The organism is Pseudomonas sp. Rh2 (genome assembly GCF_040762985.1).
Taxonomy (GTDB): Bacteria; Pseudomonadota; Gammaproteobacteria; order Pseudomonadales; family Pseudomonadaceae; genus Aquipseudomonas; species Aquipseudomonas taiwanensis.
The window spans coordinates 3,183,449-3,202,087 of the sequence record NZ_CP142890.1 but is presented as its reverse complement, the minus strand read 5'-3'; the positions used below and the strand labels follow the sequence as shown (position 1 = coordinate 3,202,087).

Annotated in this window: 19 protein-coding genes; 14 read left to right on the top strand and 5 right to left on the bottom strand. The window is 64.4% G+C overall.

Features of this window, described 5'->3' with window-relative positions; genetic code table 11:
- The first annotated feature begins 60 nt into the window (after nt 1-60).
- Genes VXM67_RS14375 through VXM67_RS14315 form a run of 13 tightly spaced genes read left to right on the top strand, consistent with a single transcriptional unit; the run spans nt 61 to nt 9,687 of the window.
- Nucleotides 61-597, top strand: coding sequence for a response regulator (locus tag VXM67_RS14375; RefSeq protein WP_027906920.1), 537 nt, complete (start codon nt 61-63; stop codon nt 595-597).
- Nucleotides 598-657: 60 nt separating this feature from the next.
- Nucleotides 658-2,433: a GspE/PulE family protein gene (locus VXM67_RS14370; RefSeq protein WP_027906921.1), complete on the top strand. Its 1,776-nt coding sequence runs from the start codon at nt 658-660 to the stop codon at nt 2,431-2,433.
- The gene (locus VXM67_RS14365; protein ID WP_367237101.1) at nt 2,417-3,196 is read left to right on the top strand and encodes a hypothetical protein; all 780 of its coding nucleotides are present in this window, start codon (nt 2,417-2,419) and stop codon (nt 3,194-3,196) included. Before VXM67_RS14370 ends, VXM67_RS14365 begins: the two co-directional genes overlap by 17 nt.
- A gap of 1 nt (nt 3,197) precedes the next feature.
- Complete coding sequence (locus VXM67_RS14360; RefSeq protein ID WP_023380654.1) at nt 3,198-3,740, top strand: PilN domain-containing protein; 543 nt, start codon at nt 3,198-3,200, stop codon at nt 3,738-3,740.
- Nucleotides 3,727-4,278, top strand: a complete 552-nt coding sequence (pilO, locus tag VXM67_RS14355) for a type 4a pilus biogenesis protein PilO (RefSeq protein ID WP_027906922.1) — start codon at nt 3,727-3,729, stop codon at nt 4,276-4,278. Before VXM67_RS14360 ends, pilO begins: the two co-directional genes overlap by 14 nt.
- On the top strand, nt 4,278-4,778 hold the full coding sequence (locus VXM67_RS14350) for a hypothetical protein (RefSeq protein WP_023380652.1): 501 nt from the start codon (nt 4,278-4,280) through the stop codon (nt 4,776-4,778). The genes pilO and VXM67_RS14350 overlap by 1 nt, the downstream gene beginning before the upstream one ends.
- Complete coding sequence (locus VXM67_RS14345) at nt 4,775-6,649, top strand: secretin N-terminal domain-containing protein (RefSeq protein WP_023380651.1); 1,875 nt, start codon at nt 4,775-4,777, stop codon at nt 6,647-6,649. The genes VXM67_RS14350 and VXM67_RS14345 overlap by 4 nt, the downstream gene beginning before the upstream one ends.
- Nucleotides 6,646-7,119 carry a type II secretion system protein gene (locus VXM67_RS14340; protein WP_023380650.1) on the top strand — a complete coding sequence of 158 codons (474 nt, stop codon included), beginning with the start codon at nt 6,646-6,648 and terminating at the stop codon, nt 7,117-7,119. Before VXM67_RS14345 ends, VXM67_RS14340 begins: the two co-directional genes overlap by 4 nt.
- 5 nt (nt 7,120-7,124) lie before the next feature.
- A complete protein-coding gene (locus tag VXM67_RS14335; protein ID WP_023380649.1) occupies nt 7,125-7,499 on the top strand; it encodes a type II secretion system protein in 375 nt (124 codons plus the stop codon).
- Complete coding sequence (locus VXM67_RS14330) at nt 7,474-8,001, top strand: type II secretion system protein (RefSeq protein WP_027906923.1); 528 nt, start codon at nt 7,474-7,476, stop codon at nt 7,999-8,001. Before VXM67_RS14335 ends, VXM67_RS14330 begins: the two co-directional genes overlap by 26 nt.
- Nucleotides 7,998-8,390 carry a curli production assembly/transport protein CsgE gene (gene csgE / locus VXM67_RS14325; protein WP_023380647.1) on the top strand — a complete coding sequence of 131 codons (393 nt, stop codon included), beginning with the start codon at nt 7,998-8,000 and terminating at the stop codon, nt 8,388-8,390. Before VXM67_RS14330 ends, csgE begins: the two co-directional genes overlap by 4 nt.
- Entirely contained in the window at nt 8,387-8,800 is a 414-nt protein-coding gene (locus tag VXM67_RS14320; protein ID WP_023380646.1) for a curli assembly protein CsgF, read from the top strand. The genes csgE and VXM67_RS14320 overlap by 4 nt, the downstream gene beginning before the upstream one ends.
- A gap of 35 nt (nt 8,801-8,835) precedes the next feature.
- Nucleotides 8,836-9,687, top strand: coding sequence for a CsgG/HfaB family protein (locus VXM67_RS14315; protein WP_023380645.1), 852 nt, complete (start codon nt 8,836-8,838; stop codon nt 9,685-9,687).
- 161 nt (nt 9,688-9,848) lie between these two features.
- On the opposite strand, the gene alkB is transcribed toward VXM67_RS14315, so the two are convergent.
- The 5 genes from alkB to VXM67_RS14290 all read right to left on the bottom strand — a co-directional run bounded on the left by alkB (nt 9,849) and on the right by VXM67_RS14290 (nt 16,208).
- Nucleotides 9,849-10,493 carry a DNA oxidative demethylase AlkB gene (gene alkB / locus VXM67_RS14310; protein ID WP_027906924.1) on the bottom strand — a complete coding sequence of 215 codons (645 nt, stop codon included), beginning with the start codon at nt 10,491-10,493 and terminating at the stop codon, nt 9,849-9,851.
- A gap of 168 nt (nt 10,494-10,661) precedes the next feature.
- Complete coding sequence (locus VXM67_RS14305) at nt 10,662-12,107, bottom strand: curlin-associated protein (RefSeq protein ID WP_023380643.1); 1,446 nt, start codon at nt 12,105-12,107, stop codon at nt 10,662-10,664.
- Between the two features lie 16 nt (nt 12,108-12,123).
- Entirely contained in the window at nt 12,124-12,597 is a 474-nt protein-coding gene (locus VXM67_RS14300) for a curlin-associated protein (protein ID WP_023380642.1), read from the bottom strand.
- 15 nt (nt 12,598-12,612) lie between these two features.
- Nucleotides 12,613-14,847, bottom strand: coding sequence for an Ig-like domain-containing protein (locus VXM67_RS14295; RefSeq protein WP_023380641.1), 2,235 nt, complete (start codon nt 14,845-14,847; stop codon nt 12,613-12,615).
- A 32-nt stretch (nt 14,848-14,879) separates the two neighbouring features.
- Nucleotides 14,880-16,208 carry a hypothetical protein gene (locus tag VXM67_RS14290; protein WP_104883884.1) on the bottom strand — a complete coding sequence of 443 codons (1,329 nt, stop codon included), beginning with the start codon at nt 16,206-16,208 and terminating at the stop codon, nt 14,880-14,882.
- A 515-nt stretch (nt 16,209-16,723) separates the two neighbouring features.
- Between VXM67_RS14290 and VXM67_RS14285 the strand changes: the two genes are divergently transcribed.
- Nucleotides 16,724-18,637: a sigma-54-dependent Fis family transcriptional regulator gene (locus VXM67_RS14285; RefSeq protein WP_367237100.1), complete on the top strand. Its 1,914-nt coding sequence runs from the start codon at nt 16,724-16,726 to the stop codon at nt 18,635-18,637.
- Nucleotides 18,638-18,639 lie beyond the last annotated feature (2 nt).

Genomic DNA, 18,639 nt, shown 5'->3' with positions numbered 1-18,639 from the left:
AAGCCTTATCGAGGCCGCACTTCGCAGACTGGGTAACCGGGTAGTTCTTGGGAGTCGACCTTGGTGAACAGAGTATTGGTAGTCGATGACGAACAGACCCTTGCGCAGAACCTGCAGTCGTATTTGCAGGCGCAAGGCCTGGAAGTCCATGTTGCCCACGACGGTGCCAGCGGTATTGGCCTGGCTGAGAGCCTGGCGCCGGATGTGATCGTGCTGGATTACCGCTTGCCCGATATGGAGGGTTTTCAGGTTCTGCAGAGCGCGCGTGAGAAGAACAGGCAATGCCACTTCGTGCTGATCACCGCCCACCCGACCGTTGAGGTCCGTGAGCGAGCCGCCGAACTGGGAGTGACCCATGTCCTGTTCAAGCCGTTCCCATTGGCGGAACTGGCCCGCGTGATCTTCGACCTGATGGGCATGCAACGCCAGCGCAGGGCTACGGACCACCCAGCCGAAGGGTTCGTCGAACGACGCCAGAACAGGAACGAATCGTTCCCCTTGCAGTTGTACGATGGCAGCTGGGTACTGGCCGATCGCCGCCGTCATGGCGCCAAGCCTCCAGAACCTGACGACGATCAACTGCTCACCGGGGAATAGCGGCGCCCGCGGCCCTGACTGAAGCAGCCAGCGACGCGCCCCTGAGCGGAGTCGCAGGCCATGACCGATGTCGTCGATACAGCCAAGGAAGCCTCTGAGCCTGCACCGGCCCTTTCGCGGGTAAACCCCCTCCCACAGGACGGCTTTGCACGCCGAGACGGCGCCGAATCGGCGGACACCTCGGCATGGGTTGCATACCCCCGTGAGCTCCTGGCCCAGGCCCGCCAGCAAGCTTGCGGTGAACGCCTGCTTACCTGCCTCGAACGCCTGGCCAACGATGCCCCCGATACCTTCACCCGTCGCCTTGGCGCCACCCTGCATTACCCAGTGCTGGGCAGCCAGGCGCTGCTGGCCAGCACCGCCTGCTTCGACACGGTCAGCCTGGCCCAGTGCCTGAAACGCGAGTTCGTACTGATTGAGCAGGGCGGGGAGCGCCTGGGTGTGTTCGCCGACCCCTTCGAACCGGCCCGGCTGGCCTGGATCGACGACATTCTGCAAGGTGCGCCACTGTACCTGACCCACGCTGCCGACCTGGCCACTTTCCTGGCCCGCCATGAAGAAAGCTTCCACGCGGTCGATGCCCTGGGCCACGAAAACGAGGCCAGCAACGAGAGCGACCCGCTGCAACGCCTGTCGCTGGCCAGCATCAGCGAAGACCAGAGTCGCGTGGTCAAGCTGGTCAACTCGACGCTGTACGATGCCCTCAAGCAGCATGCCAGTGACATCCACCTGGGCATGACCGGTCAGGGCCTGACGATCAAGTACCGCATCGACGGCGTGCTAAATGGCGCCGGCAAAGCCAGCGGCAGTGCGTTCGCCGACCAGGTCATCTCACGGATCAAGGTCATGGCCGAGCTGGATATCGGCGAGAAGCGCGTCCCTCAGGACGGCCGCTTCAAGGTCGCCGTGGGCGAGCGGCAGATCGACTTCCGGGTCTCGATCATGCCCAGCATCTTTGGCGAAGACGCGGTGCTGCGGGTACTCGACAAGCAAGACTTGTCCGACCACGTCAGCGGCGTGCAGTTGCAGGCCCTGGGTTTTGCCGACGAAACCCTGCGCGCCCTGCGCCGGCTGGCCGCCGAACCCTACGGCATGATTCTGGTCACCGGCCCCACCGGCAGCGGCAAGACCACCACCCTGTACGCAATGATCAGCGAGATCAACCACGGGGTGGACAAGATCATCACCATCGAGGACCCGGTCGAGTACCAGCTGCCGGGTGTGCTGCAAATACCGGTCAACGAGAAAAAGGGCCTGACCTTCGCCCGCGGGCTGCGTTCGATCCTGCGTCATGACCCGGACAAGATCCTCGTCGGAGAGATTCGCGACCCGGATACCGCACAGATCGCCGTGCAATCGGCGCTTACCGGTCACCTGGTGTTCACCACCATCCACGCCAACAACGTCTTCGATGTGATCGGCCGCTTCAGCCAGATGCAGGTCGACCCGTACAGCTTCGTTTCGGCACTCAATGCCGTGCTCGCGCAGCGCCTGATCCGCCTGGCCTGTCCCCACTGCGCCACGGCCCATCAACCAGATGACGAAACACTGGCCGCCTCGGGGTTGACCAGGGAAGCGGTCGTCGGTTGGTCGTTCGTGCGCGCCCAGGGCTGCGGCCAGTGCCGTGGAAGTGGCTATCGCGGGCGTAGCGCCATCGCCGAGTTACTGCACCTGGACGACGACCTGCGGCAGATGATCGTCGAACGCCGCCCCGTGTCGCAGATCAAGTCGCTGGCCTGCCAGCGCGGCCTGCGCCTGCTGCGGGCGTCGGCCCTGGACCTGGTCCGCGAGGGCCGTACCACCCTTGAGGAGATCAACCGTGTCACATTCATCTGATCGTTTCTGCGCCGTGCTTGGCGCCGAAGGTGTCGGCCTGGGTCGCTTGCACGCCAACCACCACCAATGGCTCGGCAGCCGCGAGTTTAGCTGCGACGCCGCCCAACCGAACTGGGTGCCTGCCCTGGAGGCGCTGGCCGGGCTGGTGGCCGAGCATGCGGTGCGTGGAGCACCGTTACGGGTACTGCTGTCGGCCCGCTACAGCCGTTTCTGCTTGGTGCCCTGGAGCGATGCCATCCACCATCCGCGTGAGCTCGATGCCTACGCCCGGGCGTGCTTCGAGAACCTCTACGGGCAGTCGCTAGAGGATTGGCGCATTGTGCTGTCGCCAGAGCCAGCCGGCAGCGCCCGTATCGCCACCGCGCTGCCGGAGGCCTTGCTGCAAGGACTGCAGGCCCTCGGTCGGGAAAGCCGCCTGAACCTGCGCTCGGTACAACCTTACTTGATGGCCGCCTACAACCGCTGCTCGGCGCGGCTGGAACAGGGGGACTTTCTGTTCGTGCTGGCCGAACCGCGCCGCAGCGTGCTGCTGTTGGCCGCAGGTGGCGCCTGGCAGCAGGTGCTCGCGCAAGGCTGCGCCGACACTGACCAGGCCTTGCAAGCGCTGATCGAGCGCACTTGCGAGCTGTACGGCGAGCATCCGCCACGTGTCTACCTGCACGCGCCGGGGCGGGGCGACGTGCCGCAACTGGAGGCGGTCCAGCTGTGCCAGCCGGCCAGCGAGGCCGACCCGCTGTGCGCCATGTGGCGGGCGGTGGCCTGACATGCGCCGCCTCGACCTGGAGTTCCAGCCCCGGCGCAGCGGGCCCTTGGCGTGGTCGCTACTGGCCGTGGGCGGTGTGCTGCTGAGCGCACTGCTGCTGGTTTTGCAACAGCTTCAGGCCGAGCAGATCGCCCTGGAGGCCCAGGTGCACAACCTGGAGCTGCAGTTGGGCCGCCGTCCGGCCACCGCCGCCCCGCAGAACAGCGCCGCCAGCCGCGAGCAGGCTGAACGCCTGGCGCAGATGCGCAGCGTCTCACAGCAACTGCAGCGCCCCTGGCAGCAGCTATTCAGCATGCTCGAAGCGCAGCCGCAGGAAGACGTGGCGCTGCTGACCCTGACCCCCGACGCCCGCAAAGGCCAGGTGCGCATCGCCGCCGAGGCACGCAACCTGGAGGCGATGCTGCAGTACCACCAGCGCCTGGAAGCCAGCGCCGAGCTCAGCGACGTGTCGCTGCTCAACCACGAAGTGGTATCCGGCCAGCCGGAGCACCCCGTGCGTTTCACCCTGACCGCCACCTGGGAGACCGGCCATGCGCGTCCCTAGTCTGATACTTCACGAACAGCTGCGCCGATTCGGTCCTGTGGGACTTGCTGCGATGACCCTTGGCACACTGGCCCTGGCGATGGCGATTGGCGCTCTGTTGCCGCAATGGCAAACCGTGCGCGAGCTGCGCGCCGACGAGGCCGATGCCAGTGCGCAGGTGGAACGGGTCAAGCGTGGCGAACTGAAAATCGCCGTGAAGCCTGAGCAACAGGCGCTCGACAGCCTGCGCCAGCAATTGCCAGGGCAGCCCCAGGCCAGCGCATTGATCGAGCGCATGTACCACCTGGCTAGCGCAGAGCACATCAGCTTGGCGCGAGGCGAATATGCGCTGGGCATCGACCCCAAGACCCAGTTGGCACGCTACCAGATCGTGCTGCCGGTACGTGGCAGCTACCTGCAGATCCGCGGCTTCCTCAAAGGCTTGCTCAACCAACTGCCGACCCTGGTGCTGGAAGACCTTGAATTGCAACGCAAACGCATTGGCGACCGCGAGCTCAATGGCCGCCTGCGCATGACCCTTTATCTGTCGAGGTCGTGATGAACACTCAGCGCGCAGTGATGTGGATCGGCTTTCTCGGGGTGTCGGCGGCCCTGGCCTGGGCGCCTGGGCACTGGTTCGGCGAAGACCAGGCGTCAGACTCCATCGCTGGCAAGCCGGCGCCAACGACGGGCACGAAACAGGTCGCAACCGAAAGGGTGGCGATCACACCAGAACACGCTTCCAAAGATCTGTTCCCCAGCCAGCAATGGACCCGACCCCAGGCCCTGGCCATTGTCACCGAACAGCCTGTCCAGGCAGCGCCTGTCGTGGCCGTTGCCCCGACCGCACCCGAGCTGCCGTTCCAGTTCGTTGGACGCCTTGGCGACCGCGACGACCTGCAGATCTTCCTGCAGCGCGGCGAAAAACTCTACGTCGTGCGCCAGGGCGACGTGATTGACGATACCTACCGCCTCGATCGGGTCTCGGCCAACGAGCTGGACCTGGTCTACCTGCCCTTGCATCAGTCGCAGACCTTGTCTGTCGGGAGCGCACCATGAAGCCATCGAAGTCGTGCAAGCCTGCTCCGTTCTTGCTGTTGGCCCTGTGCGTGGCCATCGCAGGGTGTGGCTCCAGTGCGGTACGCAAGGACAGCGCCGAGCTGATGAAGGAAGGCCAGTACGAGGCGGGTATCGCCCGCCTGGAAGAGGCGCTGCGCGAAGACCCGCGCGACACCGAGCTGAACATCGCCCTGGCCCATGGGCGCCAGGCCGCGGTCGAGGCGCTGCTGGGCCAGGCCGATTCCGACCGCATCCGCCACGATTTCGCTGGCGCCCGGTTGGGGTATGGCCGGGTGCTCACCATCGAGCCGAACAACCGCCGCGCCCAGGAAGGCATCCGCCAGCTGGAGTTGATGCGTACCCTCGATGACCGCGTGGCCCTGGGCCAGGCCGCGTTGCGCCAGGGCGATCTGTTCGGCGCCGAGCGCTACATGCGTGAAGTGCTGCGCCTCGACCCACAGAACCAGAAGGGCATCATGCTGCGTAGCGACATCGAGAACGTCCAGGCCCGCACCGCCCAGCCGTTCCCGCAGCTGCGCAGCAAGCTCGAACGCCCGGTGACCCTTGAGTTTCGCGATGCCAACCTCAAGACCATCTTCGAGGTGCTGTCGCAGGTAGCGGGCATCAACTTCATCTTCGACAAAGACCTGCGCCCGGACATCAAAGCCACCATTTTCGTTCGTGAGGTGCGCATCGAGGATGCCGTGGCCCTGCTGCTGGAGCAGAACCAGCTGCGCCAGAAGATCGTCAACGACAACACGCTGCTGGTCTATCCCGACTCGCCACAAAAGACCAAGGACTATCAGGAACTGGTCATGCGCACCTTCTACCTGACCAGCATCGACGCCAACACCGCGTTGAACATGGTCAAGACCATGCTCAAGACCCGCGACGTGTTCGTCGACGAGCGCCTGAACACCCTGACCATGCGTGACACCCCGGACGCCATCCGCATGGCCGAGAAGCTGCTGCAGTCCCAGGACCAGTCCAACCCAGAGGTGGTGCTGGAAGTGGAGGTGATGGAAGTGGCCCGGTCACGCATCCTCGACCTCGGCCTGCAATGGCCGAACACGTTTGGCGTGCTGACCGATGACGGCAAGTCGGTCAGCGTGCTGGACCAGTTGCGAGGCATCGACTCCAGCCGCATCAGTATCTCGCCGGCGCCCCAGGCCAAGATCAATGCCCAGGACAAGGACATCAACACCTTGGCCAGCCCGGTGATCCGCGTGAGCAACCGCGAACAGGCGCGTATCCACATCGGCCAGCGGGTACCGATCATCAGCGCCACCTCGGTGCCGTCCACCCAAGGCCCGGTCATCACCGAAAGCGTTACCTACCTGGATGTGGGCCTGAAGCTCGAAGTCCAGCCGACAGTGCACCTGAACAACGAAGTGGCGATCAAGGTGGCGCTCGAGGTCAGCAACGCCACGCCGTTGGAGGCCACCCGTCAGGGCACCATTCCGGTCCAGGTCGATACCCGTAACGCCCAGACCAGCTTGCGCCTGCACGACGGTGAAACCCAGGTGCTGGCCGGTCTGGTGCGCAACGACCACAACGCCAGCGGTAACAAGATCCCGGGCCTTGGCGACATTCCGGGGCTGGGCCGCTTGTTCGGCAGCAACAAAGATGACATGAGCAAGTCCGAGCTGGTGCTGGCGATCACCCCGCGCATCGTACGCAACCTGCCGTACCAGAGCCCCTCGGACATGGAATTCGGCACCGGCACTGAGTCGGCGATGCAGGTTCGCCAGATGCGCCAACCACTGCCGTCCAGCGAAGCGCCGAGCGAGACCCCGGCCGAGGATGACGATGCACCAGTGGTCGACAGCCAAATGGCAGGCATGCCAACCAAGGCGAGCCCACGGCCATGAAACGCCATCAGCAAGGTTTCAGCCTGATCGAAGTGGTGCTGACCCTGGCACTGCTCGGGCTGCTCGCCAGCATGGCGGCGCCCTTGACCGAAACCGTGGTGCGCCGTGGCAAGGAGCAGCAACTGCGCGAAGCGCTGTACCAGATCCGCGACGGCATCGACGCCTACAAGCGCGCCTTCGATGCCGGCTATATCGAGAAGCGATTGAATGCCAGCGGCTATCCGCCGAGCCTGCAGGTGCTGGTGGACGGCGTGCGCGATGTGCGCAGCGCCAAAGGGGCCAAGTTCTACTTCCTGCGTCGCATCCCCCACGACCCGATGCTCGCGGCAAAGGATCAGGACCAAGGTGGCTGGGGCCTGCGAGCCTACGACAGCGACCCGGACAACCCCCGCCCAGGCGAGGACGTGTTCGATGTGTACTCCAAGGCCCGTGGCAAAGGCCTCAACGACATCCCCTACGGGCAATGGTGAACGCCATGAAACGCAGCCGCGGCTTCACCCTGATCGAACTGCTGGTGGTGATGGCGATCATCGCCACGTTGATGACCATCGCCATGCCGCGTTACTTCAACAGCCTGGAGAGCTCCCGCGAGGCAACATTGCGCCAGAGCCTGGCGGTGCTCCGCGAGGCGCTGGATCACTACTACGGCGATACAGGGCACTACCCAGAATCCCTGGAGCAACTGGTGGAGCAACGCTACCTGCGCAACACCCCGGTCGACCCGATCACCGAACGCAGCGATGCCTGGCAGCTAGTGCCCCCTCCGGAGGGCGTCGCGGGCGGCGTGGCGGATATCAAGAGTGGTGCCACAGGGAGGGCGCGTGATGGCAGCCTCTATGCCGAATGGTAAAGCCTGCGCAGGCTTCACCTACCTGGGCGTACTGTTGCTGATTGCCGTTAGCAGCATGGCCCTGGCCGCTACCGGCACGGTGTGGTCCAGCGCCGCCCAGCGTGAGCGCGAACGGCAGTTGCTGTGGGTCGGTGGCCAATACGCCCAGGCCCTGCGCAGCTACTACCGGGCGTCTCCTGGCCTGGCCCAGTACCCACAGGAATTGGCCGACCTGCTGCAGGACAACCGCTTCCCCGAAGCCAAGCGGCACATCCGCAAGCTGTACCCCGACCCAGTGACCGGCACCGCCGACTGGGGCCTGCTGCGCTCGATCGATGGGCGCATCACCGGTGTGTTCAGTCGTTCGGATGCGACCCCCTTCAAGCGCTCGGGCTTCGACAGCCAATGGTCAGCCTTCGAAGGGCTGGAACATTACAGCGACTGGCAGTTCGTCGCCGAACAGTCCTTCGGTGAAAGCGCTGGCGGCAGCCGTACCCACGCCGGTGGGGGAGAAGCGCCATGACCCGCCTGGCAGCCGTGTACCTGAGTCTGCTGCTGGCAGGCCCGCTGGCTCAGGCCGGTGGTGAGGACGAGATGATGGGGTTCATCGTCGATAACACCATCTCGCACATCGGCCACAACTTCTACAACGACTTCACCGACCGGCTGCGCGCTACCAGCCGCCTGGATTTCAACCTGGTGGTGCGCGAACGCCCGGATGCCCGGTGGGGCAGCCTGGTCACGGTGGAGTACGAACGGGAGGTGCTGTACCGGCGTTTTCTGCCACCCAATACCACCCAACTCAAAGAAGAGGCCGTCGCGGCCGCCGACCTGGTCAAGCAGCAGATCATCCAACGCAAGTTGCAACGCCTGCTGCAGGACACCACTGATCTGGAGAGGGATGAGCTATGAACACCCATGTTCCCCGTTGCGTCGCCATGTGCCTGGCGGCCTGTGCCTTGGCCAGCCAGGCCACGGAGCTGGTGTACACCCCGGTCAACCCCGCGTTCGGCGGCAACCCGCTCAACGGCACCTGGCTGTTGAACAATGCCCAGGCCCAGAACGACTACGAAGACCCGGACCTCAAGGACCGTAGCAAAGCCTTCGGCGGTACCTCGGCCCTGGAACGCTTCAGCAACCAGTTGGAGTCGCGGATGTTGTCGCAACTGCTGGACAACATCAGCAACGGCAAGACCGGGAGCATGTCCACCGATTCCTTCCTGATCGACGTGATCGACGACTCGGGTGCCCTGAGCATCAAGGTCACCGACCGCGCCACGGGAGAGACGTCGATCATCGAGGTCAGCGGCCTGAACCCCTGAGAGGGACAGGTTTTCGATTTTGGGGAGAGCGCATCATGAAACGATTTCTGAGCACACTGCTGATTCTCGCCGCCCTGCAAGGCTTGCAAGGTTGCAGCCTGCGCGAGCCGATGCCGGCCGAACAGGACTCCGAGACCCCGACCCTGACGCCCAGGGCCTCGACCTACTACGATCTGATCAACATGCCGCGCCCCAAAGGACGGCTGATGGCTGTGGTATACGGCTTCCGTGACCAGACGGGCCAGTACAAGCCAACCCCGGCCAGTTCGTTCTCCACCAGCGTGACCCAGGGAGCCGCCAGCATGCTGATGGATGCCCTGAATGCCAGTGGTTGGTTCGTGGTGCTGGAGCGTGAAGGCCTGCAGAACTTGCTGACCGAGCGCAAGATCATTCGCGCCTCGCAGAAAAAGGCGGACGTGCCCGAGAACATCCAGGGTGAGCTGCCACCGCTGCAGGCTGCCAACCTGATGCTCGAAGGCGGCATCATCGCCTACGACACCAACGTGCGCAGCGGCGGCGAGGGCGCGCGCTACCTGGGCATCGACATCTCCCGCGAGTACCGGGTCGACCAGGTGACCGTCAACCTGCGGGCGGTGGATGTGCGTACCGGGCAAGTGTTGGCCAATGTGATGACCAGCAAGACGATCTATTCGGTCGGGCGCAATGCTGGAGTGTTCAAGTTCATCGAATTCAAGAAGCTGCTCGAGGCAGAGGTGGGGTACACCACCAACGAACCGGCGCAGTTGTGCGTGTTGTCGGCGATCGAAGCGGCGGTGGGGCACCTGCTGGCGCAAGGGATCGAGCGGCGCTTGTGGCAGGTGGCGGGGGAGGCCGGCAATGGCAAGGCTGAGGTGGACAAGTACCTGAGCCAGTATCAGCAGCAGTGAGCCGGCATGCAGGCGAGTGCCGTGCACTGCAGCTGTGGAGCGGCCCAAGGCCGCACCCACAGGGATGACGCTGACCCTGGCACCGAGCCGGGTGTGTGCCGCTTCATCCAGCAGTGCCAATCCTTCCACAGGTCTGCCAAAGCGGGGTTCGACCAGCGGCGTCAACCCGCCTTGCGCAACGTCAAGTTGATCCGCCGCTCGCCCATTCGCGGATGAACCCCGGGCTTGACCGGCATCACCCCGTGAAACCGCAGCCGGTCCTCCCCACCCCAGACCATCACATCGCCATGGCTCAGTGGTACCCGTTGGGTCCGATCCGAGCGCAGCAAGCCGCCCAACAGAAACACCGCGGGCAATCCCAGTGAAATAGACACGATCGGTTGGCTGAAATCCCGTTCATTCTTGTCCTGGTGCAAGCTCAGCCGGGTGCCGGGCAAATAGTGGTTGACCAGGCACGCATCCGGTACGAAACCTTCGAACCCCGCGACCTCGGCTGCGCGCCGGGCGAGGCCTAGTAACACCTGGGGCAGGTCCGGCCAGGGTTCGCCACTTTGCGGATCGGTCGGGGTATAACGGTACCCCTTCGCATCACTGACCCAACCCAGCGCCCCGCAATTGGTCAGGGCCACCGCCATGTGCTGGCCACCTGGGGTCTGCATGTGCCTGAAGGGTGCGGCACGCAGCACTGGGCGCAAGGCGTCGAGCAGAGACTCCATCTCGGCCAAGGCGAAGCCGGGCAGCAGCACGGTGTGGACGGCCAGGCGTTGCGGCTGGGGACCGAACAGGTCGAGATCGGACTGGATCATTACGCTGGTATCGGCGGTTGGGAGTGGTCATTCTAACGCTGCTGGTGCGGCTGGACCATTCGCGGGTAAACGCGCTCCCACATTTGGGGGGGCGCTGTGTGGGTGGCTTGCAAAAAAGGAACCGCGGCACCAGGGAGAGGAAGCACCGCGGTTCAAAGGGGGAAGGGGTCAGTGTTGGTTCACGGTAGCCGTGTTGCCGCTGCCCAACTGGCTGATGGTGGCGTTCTGGTTAGCGCCACTCTGGTCGACGAAGGCCTTGTTGTTCTGACCACCCTGGGTCACGTAGGCCACGTTGTAGGTGTCGGTCTGTTTGATGGTGGCTTCGTTGCCGCTCCCATACAGTTGATAGGTGTAGCTCTGGTTGCCGGTACCCGACTGGTCGAGGGTGATGGTGTTGGTGTTGCCCTTGGTCTCGCCGTAGGCATAGTTGTCGGTGCCGCGTTGGGACGCGATCAATACGTTGTCAGTACCGTTTTGCTCGAAGTACAACTCGTTGTACGTGTCGGCCTGGTCGGTCGTCATCGAGTTGTTGGTGCCTTTCTGGTTCAGGCGGGCCAGGTTGTCCGAGTCGTTCTGGGTGAGATTGACGGTGTTGCCATTGCCGTTCTGGTTGATCTCGGCGCGTTGGCGGGCACCGAACTGGCCGCCGAGCTTGTCGCCTTTCCAGTTGCTCGCCTGGATCTTGTTGCCGTTACCGTTGGTGGTCACGCTCAGGCTGTGGCTGTCGCCTTCCTGGTAGGTGAAGTGCAGGTTGTTGTTACCTGTCTGGGAAATGGTGGCGACGGTGTTGGTGGTCTCGAACTGATCCGACCAACTGGCGTTGCCCTTGCCGTTCTGATACAGGTTGGCCACGTTGCCCTCGCCGAAACTCTGGTCGATATAGCCTTCGTTGAGCTGGCCGCTCTGACTGACGTTGGCCTGGCTGCCGATCTGGTTGTCTTGCCAGACTTCCACGGAGTTGCCAGTGCCATACTGGTTGATGCCAATGGCACCACCGGTGCCGTCGCGCTGGTCGCCGTAGGCCCAGTTCTCCTTGCCTTCCTGATAGATCTGGACGTTGCCGTCGAGGTAGTTCAGGTGCTCGGCGGCCGCATAGTTGTCGGCACCGTCCTGGGTTATCACGCTCTTGTTGTTGGTGCCACCGAACATTTGCTCGACGAACGCTTCGTTGCGCTGGCCGGTCTGTCCGGTGATGGCCTGGCTGCCCATCTGCATGTCCTGCCAGATGGTCGAGCGGTTCTCGCTGCCTTGTTGCACCTGCAGCGTCTGATTGCCTTCGCCGTAGGACTGGCTGGCGAAGGCATCGTTGTAGTTGCCGCCTGCCTGTTGCTGGATCTGGCTGCCGTTCTCGCCGTATTGCTCACCGTATCCGGCGTTGTACGAGCCGGTGGCGCTCTGTTGAATGTCACTGGTGCTGCCGTCCTGCAGGGCCATGTGATTGTGACCCTTGCCGCTCTGGTTCTGTGTCGCCGAGGCGAAGGGAGCCAGGGTTTGGCTCACCTCGGCGATGTTCTGGTTACCGTTCTGGGACTGGTTCGAGTTGCTGTCGTCGGCCATGGCCTGGCCGGCCAGGGCCAGGACGATAGCGGCACTTAAAGGGGCGAGCTTGTACATGGTGGTGCCTCCAGGTCTATCGATATTGAGTGATCTGAACATGCTGGCCATTGCCGGCCTGGGTCACGGCGCTGCTGAGTCCCGAGCCGGACTGCTCGATGCTGGCGCTGTTGTTGTTGCCGATCTGCTCGATGGTCGCGCTGTTGCTGCTGCCGCTCTGGCGGATCGAGGCGCTGTTGCCATATCCCTGTTGGCTAATGCTGGCCATCAGGTCACTGCCTTCCTGCAGGATGAACGCCTCCTGCGCACCCCCGCCCTGGACGATGCGGCCCAGCAGGGCCTGGCCGTTCTGGTCGAGGGCGGCGCGGTTGCCCGCGCCTTGCTGCTCGATCACCGCTACCTGGCCGGCGCCAGCCGGCAGCAGGCGGATGATCACCGGGTCACCCAGGTCGTTGCCGGCCGCCAGGTCAGCGTTGTCCATCAGGTCCTCGGCGCCGTTGGCCTGGCCGCCAAGGGCCAGGCACAGCAGCAGTAGGTACAGGCGTTTCATGGCGTTCTCCCTGCCTTACTGCACCACCACGTTGACGGTGCGCGTGGTGCCGGGGCTGGTGGTTATCGTCGCCGTCGGGCTGGCCGTCGGCACCGCCGTGGTGCTGTTGCTGACCGACAGACGCCAGCGACCGTTGGCCGGTACTGTGGCGGTGCCTAGGGTCTGCACGCCGGTGGTGGTGGTCGCCCGGACAGTAACGACATTGCCGGTGGTCACCGATGAGGTACCGCTGAAGTCCCAGTTGTAACGGTTGTTCGAGCGGGCCGTGACCGTTGCGGTGGTGACCGTGAAAGTCTCCGCAGCCGGCCGTGGCGACACGTTGACCGTGACCGTGCCAGGGGTGGATGTAGCGCCGATGGAGTCACGTACCACATAGGTGAAGGTGGCCGGGAAGGCTGTGGTGACGGTGGCGGGTGGGGTATAGGTGACCGTGGCGCCGTCGGTGGTCACTGTGCCTCTGCCAGCAGCGGGTTGGCTGACACTGGCGACAGTGAGCGGCAAGTTGCCTTCAGGGTCGGTGTCGTTGGCCAATACGTTGATGGTGATGGGGACGCCCAGGGTGTTGACGGTGTCGGCCACGGCGGTCGGGGCCTGGTTGGGCGCAACGTTGATGGTGACAGTGGCAGGCTCGGACTTCAGGCCCTTGGCGTCCATGGCCCGGTAGGTGAAGGTGGCCACCACCGGCTGAGTGGCCCCGGCTGGCGGGGTGTAGGTCACCGAGGTCGTGCCGTTGAGGACTACGCCGCCCAGGCCCGTACCGGGTTGGGTGAGGTCGCTGAGGGTCAGCGGCACGTTGCCGTCTGGGTCACTGTCGTTGAGCAGCAGGTTGAGGGTGATCGGTACGCCGACGCTGGTGGCGCCGGTGTCGGCCTGGGCCAGCGGCGGCTGGTTGGCGGCTTCGACCGGGGCATTGCCGACCACCAGCACGGGCTCGACATCACTTCCGCCGTGGGCGGATTTCACCGTGACGGTGGCTGGTGGCTGCTTGAGGTCGTTGACCGTCAACGTCTGCAGGGTTCCGGACTTGGACATGCGCCCGTAGCCCTGGGCAACCAGATCGGGAATCACCACTTCGTCGCTGGAACGCGCCTCGATCACCAGGCGTTTGTTGGCCCAGTCATAGCGTGCGGTACTGACGTTGACCATATCGGACAGCTTGCTGGACAGGGCCGTGGGTTGGGTCGCCGCTGTGCTGCTGCTGGCGGTGACCACCACTACCGGAGGCGGTGCTGCTTGACTCAGTTGCTGGGCGAAGAACAGTCCGTTGTTGTCCGCCAACAGGTTGAACTCGCAGGGCGAGGGTGGCGTACCGACCAGTGCCAGGCCATTTCGCATGCACAGGTTGGCATCGCCTGGCGCTTTGGCGAACACTGCGACGCGCGTGCCGGAGCCGTCGCGCGAGTAGGTGGCGCGTTCCAGGCTCACTGGGGTCTGTGCGCGTTGGTCCAGCACTTTACCGGAGACGGTGAACTGATTGGTCGTGATGCTGAGGCCGTTCGGTCCTTCGATGAGTATGAAGTTGGTATTGAACGGGCTGCCGAGCACAGTCTCGGTCCGGTTCGGATCACCGACGAAGGTTTCGCTGACTCCGGTGTCCGGGTTGACCTCGACGTACGGCCCGGCTGCCCCGCGCAGGAACGGCCCGATTGCGCCGTTCAGCGCACCGGTGAAGTTGCCTGGCGCGCCGATGCCGATATCGCGGGTGATGTTGATCGCCCGGCGTCCGGGTGCGGTCACGTTGACCGTCTCGACGCCATAGGGGTGGGTGATCTTGTAGGTGCCTGCAGTAGGAACCGATACGCGGATGCGGATGCGGGCGAAGCTCTGCTGATCGCCATCGACCGGGTTTTCGGCGGCGAAGGCCGCCTCGACGCCGGCGACGTAAGCCTCAAGCTCGAAGCCGCTGTTGCCGACTGCCGGGATGGTGGCCTCGGCCAGGAACCAGAACATCTCTGGCGGCCAGTTATCGGGGAACACCAACGGCAGTGCGTCATCGTAGACACCCGGTTCCGGGAGCAGGGTGCACATATACGAAGGCGCGCCCGGTGCGCTGGGTACCCGCGAACTGGTGGCCCGCGACTGGCACAACTCCAGGGACAGGCCGTCCGCGTCCTTGTACCACATGGGGTAACCGCCGGTGGCGAAGGTATAGGGGCCGGGGTCGACTTCGGACAGCGCGGCCCAGGCCGCGCTGCTGATGGTCAGGGTGAAACCAGCGGCGCACAGCGCCCGGCGAGACCAAGTGTTCATGGTGCCTCCTTGAAGGCGAAACCTTTGTCTGTTCATGGCACCAGCACCACGTCTTCGCTGTCGCTGCCGCCATGGGCGCTGGTGACCTGCACCTTGGCTGGCGGAATGGGCGAGAGGTTGGTGGTCAGCGACTTCAGCGATCCATCGCCACTGAGGTTGCCGATCAATGCACCGTTGCCGGTGTGGGCGGTGAGCACGGGTGGCGATGTTTCGTCGCTGCTGCTGGCGACCAGGGTCAAGAGACCATTGGACAGGCTGTACTCGGCGCGGGCGATGGTCACCAGGTCGATCAGCGGCAGGGTGGCGGTGGTTACGGTGCTGGTGGGGATGGCCACACTGTTGTCGGCGTGGATGAGCAGGTTGGTACCAGGCGCCGGGTTGACCACCGACTGGGCGTACCAGGTGCCGGTGCCATTGGCCTCGGTCAGCGGCAGGTTAGGGTCCTGGCTGGTGAGTGTGACGGTGGCCGGTGGCGGGGGAGCGAGCACGAACATGTCCTGCTGGGCATGCAGGTCGCCATTCTCGGTACGCCGCGAATACGTGCTGCGCTGGGGCATCAAGGGCGTGGGCAGGCTGACGTCGGAGAGCTTGCCCGACACGGCGAACAGTTCGGTGCGTAAGTCGATGCCGTTGGGGCCTTCGATGCGTACGAAGTTGGTGTTGAACGGGCTGCCGGTGACTCGTTCCTCGATATTGGGGTCGCCAATGAAGCGCTCGCTGCCCTCGGTGTAGGGGCCGTTGACGCTGCGCAGGAACGGGCCGACATCGCCCTTGAGCGCACCGCTGAAGTCGCCTGGGCTGCCGATACCGATATCGCGGGTCATGTTGATTGCCCGGCGCCCGGCGGCAGGTACATCGAACACCTCGACGCCATAGGGATGGGTGATCACATAGGTACCTGCCGCGGGTACGTCGACGCGGATACGCACCCGGGCGAAGCTGACTTGGTCGCCATCGAGCGGATCTCCAGCACCGAAGGCCGCTTCGATCGCTGTGCCATAGCTCAGGTCGATGCCACGGGCAGCATCGACGATAGCCGCGTCGGCGGTGAACCAGAAGGCTTCATCCGGGAAGTTGGTCGGGAAGGCGATGGGTTGTGTGTCGTCGAACACACCGGGTGTCGGCAACAGCGTGCACATGTACGAAGGCGCGCCGGGTGCACCGGCAACCCGCGAACTCACTGCCTTGGTCAGGCACAGGTCGAGGGTGCGACCATGGCTGTCCTGGTACCAGGCGGGGAATTTGCCGTTGTTTTCGGTGTAGGTGCCGGTATCGACAGCGTTGAGCGCAGCCTGTGCGGGAAGCTGGAGCATGCCGGCGAAGATCGCCACAGCCAGCGGGTGGGGTATCGGTCGGAGCATGAGTCAATTCCTCCTGCGAACGAGCCCATGGACTTGGGGCGTCTGTGCAGGAGTCGGCAACAGCCGTGCCAAGTCTCCTAAATCGGGCTGGAGGGCCCGTGGGGCCTGGGTTCTGCTGAATCGCGGCAGGGTGGGGGGGGATGGCGTGGTGGGGTGGGTTCCCCAAGGTTGGGGTTAGGGGTGGGGTCGGGAGGTGGATGGCTATGGAGTGGGGTATGGATCGAGCGCCGCCCGCGCGGCGCATCGCGAGCAAGGCTCGCTCCTACGTCTGTTTCGGTCCAATGAGTTCTGCGGGATTTGCGCATGGCGCACTATCGAGTCGTACACTGGCGTTACTGGCCCGAAACCGATGTAGGAGCGAGCCTTGCTCGCGATGCGCCGCGCGGGCGGCGCTCGATCCATACCGCACCGCCCTCCTAAAGACAATCACCTCGACGCCCAGAAATTTCTCCCGCACACTGCGGAAAAAATACCAAGCATGCGACCCCCGGCAGGGGGAACAGCTGGAGCAAAAGATGGCGCGACACATACCCATAACAAACGCCCAGGACACGCTTCACGAATCCCGCCAGGCCCGTTTGAAGCTGGCCAGCGAAGGCGAGTTGCCACTGGGCATGCTGCGCGACGAAATCGACGCTTCCTGGCGGCGCAGCCTTGGCCATGGCCTCGATTGCCTACAGGGCGAACAAGTCGGCCTGGGCCTTGAACACGGCCACGACCTGCAGGCACTGCTCGAACGCAATCGCTTGTTGCTGGACGCGGTCACTCCTGAACTGGATTACCTGGTATCCCGCCAGGGCAAAGCTGGCATCATCATCCTCGGCGATGCCCAGGCCAATGTGCTGGCCATCGAAGGCCAGAAGCATGTGCTCCAGCGCGAAGGACTGCGCGACCTGCACCCAGGCAGCTGCTGGAGCGAGTCATTGCGCGGCACCAACGCCATCGGCACCGCCGTGGTGGAGGGCCGTCCGACCTTGATCAATTGCGGCGAACACTACCTGGACCGACTCAGCCCGTTTTCCTGCACCTCGGTGCCGCTGCGTGACCCGCGTGGCGAGGTGATCGGTGTGCTCGACATCACCCGCGAGGGGGTCATGGCCCAGCCACAGGACAGCTTGTCGACCCTGATGCTGGCGGCAGGCAACATCGAAAGCCGAATGTTCGGCCTGTGCCACCCCGAACACCTTGTCCTGGCCTTCCACAGCCGTCCGCAATACCTCAACAGCGCCTGGCATGGCTTGTTGGCGCTGAGTCTGGACGGCGAAGTACTGGCGGCCAACGACAACGCCTGCCAGCTGCTGCAGTTGCCGCGCCAGGGACTGATCGGCCGGCGCAGTAGCGACCTGCTGGGGGAGCGTTCGCCAGCCTTCATCGCGCGCCTGTGGCAGGGTGGGGTGAGCAGCGTACAGACCGCCAAGGGTGAGTTCTTTTTCCGTGCCTTGCAGTTGCCGCGACATGGGCACCTCAATGGCAGCGTGGCGACGAACAAACCTGCACCGGCCGCCCGCTCGCAGGCGCTGGAGTCATTGGCCGGTGGCGACCCGCGCCTGGCGCGCAACCTGCGCATGGCGCGCCAGGGTTTGGGCAATGGTCTGCCGGTGCTGCTGTTGGGCGAAACCGGCACCGGCAAGGAGGTGGTGGCCCGCGCACTGCACCAGGCGAGCCCCCGGGCCGACAAGCCATTCGTGGCGGTCAACTGCGCCGCCATTCCCGAGGGTTTGATCGAGTCGGAGCTGTTCGGCTACCGCGAGGGCGCTTTTACCGGCTCGCGCCGAGGCGGCATGGTCGGACGGTTGATGCAGGCCCACGGCGGCACGTTGTTCCTCGACGAAATCGGTGATATGCCGGTGGCCTTGCAGGCTCGTCTGCTGCGCGTCTTGCAAGAGCGCCGGGTGGCGCCGCTGGGTGCGGGCGATGAGCAAGAGATCGACGTCGCGCTGATCTGTGCGACCCACCGCGACCTCAAGCGCTTGGTGCAGGAGCAGCATTTTCGCGAAGACCTTTACTACCGGGTCAATGGCGTGTCACTGCGCTTGCCAGCGCTACGCGAGCGCGATGACCTGGCCAGGATCATCGAAGCCCTGCTGCACAAGGCCGGCGCCAAGGGCGTCAGCCTCGACTCGGCGCTGGCTGCGCTGCTTGAAGGTTTCGACTGGCCAGGCAACATCCGCCAATTGGAAATGGTCGTGCGCACCGCACTGGCCATGCGCGAGGAGGGTGAACAGGTGCTGACCCTCGATCACCTCACCGACTGCCTGCTCGATGAGCTCGCAACGGGCGGCGCACCGTCGGGCAGCCTGAAGGACAACGAGCTGGAATTGATCCGCGGCGCCTTGGCCCGGCACCACGGCAACGTTTCGGCTGCCGCTGAAGCGCTGGGCATCAGCCGGGCGACGTTGTACCGCAAGCTCAAGCAGTTGCGCGGCTGAAT